This window comes from Alteromonas aquimaris (assembly GCF_026183695.1).
Lineage (GTDB): Bacteria > Pseudomonadota > Gammaproteobacteria > Enterobacterales > Alteromonadaceae > Alteromonas > Alteromonas aquimaris.
Genome location: NZ_JAPFRD010000014.1, coordinates 1 through 2,499, shown reverse-complemented (window position 1 = coordinate 2,499; position 2,499 = coordinate 1). Strand labels below are relative to the sequence as shown.

Genomic DNA, 2,499 nt, shown 5'->3' with positions numbered 1-2,499 from the left:
CCGCTTCCGATAAGGCTTTCGCCTTTTCCTGCAAGTTGTCGTTTTGACTTTCCTGCCGAAGCGGATGCGCATTGTAGAGATAAATAACTTTACGTCAATACCTATACTCAATAAATTTGCTTTATTTTGTTTAACCGGTTATTTTTCATTCTAAGTTGTTAATATTTTGAAAACTGAACTTTCAAGGAAGACTCACGTTCTTACATATATGGATTAAATAATATTAATAAGTGGTTGTTGTTTCCTTGAGGGTTTGAAGTAATGGTGCGCAAAATTTGGTTTATCAATGCAATTGCTTGTGCAGTGGTCTGTACTGGTCTTCAGGCTGTGACGCCAACAGAGCCTGATCCTTCTAATCTGGAATTTCAAAAGAAATTTCTTAAACGACAAGTTTCACAAACAATGTCAGTGGGGAGAGCCATCCGCTCTATCGCCAGTCATTACCCGCAAGATATTGTCTCCATCGTTGATGTAGCATTAACTACCTATCCTGATCACTATCAGGAAATTATTCATGCGGCTATTTCGGCGCAACCGGCAGCGACAGAGGAAATTGTCCAGCTAGCAATACGACGAAACGTAAGCTCATGCCCAAATATTGTAGAGTTGGCAATAAATGCTGAACCCACTTATGTAGATTTTGTTGTGCAAGCTGCAGCGAATGCCACACCTGAAGAACTGGATGATATTGTAAGGGTTGCAGTGCTTACCGAGCCAGATTCTGCAGATAGCATAGTTCAAACACTATCCTTGAAACATCCCAATAAAATCGTTGAGATTATGACGACTGCGTTAAATGCCGTTCCCTATGTAGGCGAGTACGTTGTAGAAGCTTTACTAGCGGTATTTCCTGCGCAAAAAGACGAACTCATTCGTACGGCCATCAATAACACCTTGAGTGAAAAGGAGCAGCAACTTCGTATTCTGCATGCTGCTCAGAACGCAGGGGTTGAAGAGAGTGTGATAAGGCAATACGCTTCTAACGCTGGTATTTCCGTCGAAGAAGTGAATGTTGCCCTCGCCGAATAAACGATTCTCCGCTCTATCCCTCCCTAATGGAGAAATTTTCTCTTCGTAAGGTTAAGTTAGGGTTATATGCGGGGTCATATTCGATATACCCTGCCCAGTTTTGTTGCAGGAAATCCAGCTCTCGCTTAAATCGCTGCGCTTTTTCAGGTGAAATATCTAATCCTCTGGAAATGCTTTCATAATGAAACATTTCAGCTTCGGCGCAATACAAGTTATGTACACCGGTTTCTCGCACCCTTAAACAAAAATCAACATCATTGAAGGCTACTTTGAGATTGGATTCGTCCAGGCCACCGACTTCATTAAAAAGTGTCTTTTTGACCAACAGGCACGCGGCCGTGACCGCAGAATAGTTTTGCGTAGCGACTAACCTTTTCAAGTAGCCAGGATGATAACGCGGGAAATACTTATGTGCGTGGCCAGCCCCGCCACCGTACCCAAGCACAACACCGGCATGTAGACTGATATTATATAATTTATCTTTTCCGGATTCTTACGTAGAAATTATGGGTGCGTTGGATTACAATATTTTTTTGATATTATATTCGTTAAATAATGAAAAATTTTGTTTTTGTCTCCCTTGGCGGGGCCTGTAGAACAGCAACTCAGATTAAGAAAAACTGTCCCGGTAGTAAGTCTTTTCCTTTTGATTGGACAGTAACTCCTTTCATCTCGTTAGAAAGAGTGTTTTCCGCAGACTTCGATCCTAACAAAGTGTTATCAAGAGAAAATGTTGAGATTAAGAAAAACGGTGGTATTAAATGCAGCTATTCTCAAATTGACTTTCACCATGACTTGAATCCAAAGGACTGCGTAAAGTGGTTTCATTCCTCAATAGCGTCATCATCTCATACAATGCCGCCTGAATTTTATGATAGTAAAGAGCTTGAGCAAGCCAAGGAAAGATTTCAATACACCTTTAGACGCCTCGATTCTCTAAAAAACCACAAAGGTACTCTTATATTTATAAGATGGCTGGGTTATGGGCGAGATAATTCTCCGCATCAAAGAAACTTTCCTCATGCAGGACTCCCGGATGGGTATTTTGATAATGAAAATTTTTTTAAAGTATATAATCTGCTGAAAAAGAAGTATCCCTCCGTAGACATTAAGCTTTACGAAATATTTAGTAGGTATACCAATCAACCAAGTGCGGATAGGATCTTAGATTTTTTATCATTTAACGAAATGGGGGGAATTTACTCCTTAAAAGAAGAAATTCCGAAATCTTTTTCAGGAGATGACGAAAGCTGGAGGCAATTATTTGAATATATCCTACAGGAACTTGCGACTAGGAATGTCCCAATAGATTCAAAGAAGAAATTAAATATTGATTTTCTCAAAAAGCTTAAATTAGTAAAATGAATTAGTTGAAGTATAAAGCATTTATACAAGATGAATCGCGCCGGTAAATTCGGAGGCGGATTTGTTTGAGTCATGCTGCCGTATCTTCGGCTAATTGTCGATAAT

Annotated in this window: 2 protein-coding genes and 1 pseudogene; 2 read left to right on the top strand and 1 reads right to left on the bottom strand. The window is 39.9% G+C overall.

The annotated features are described in order from the left end of the window. Positions 1–261: 261 nt before the first annotated feature. Positions 262–1,029, top strand: coding sequence for a hypothetical protein (locus OPS25_RS15815; RefSeq protein WP_268741525.1), 768 nt, complete (start codon positions 262–264; stop codon positions 1,027–1,029). Between the two features lie 13 nt (positions 1,030–1,042). Here OPS25_RS15815 and OPS25_RS15810 read toward each other — a convergent pair. Next, a pseudogene (locus tag OPS25_RS15810) lies at positions 1,043–1,486 on the bottom strand (glycosyltransferase family 2 protein); the annotation flags it as partial. A 98-nt stretch (positions 1,487–1,584) separates the two neighbouring features. Between OPS25_RS15810 and OPS25_RS15805 the strand changes: the two are divergent. Beyond that, positions 1,585–2,394, top strand: a complete 810-nt coding sequence (locus tag OPS25_RS15805; RefSeq protein WP_265618868.1) for a DUF1796 family putative cysteine peptidase — start codon at positions 1,585–1,587, stop codon at positions 2,392–2,394. Positions 2,395–2,499 lie beyond the last annotated feature (105 nt).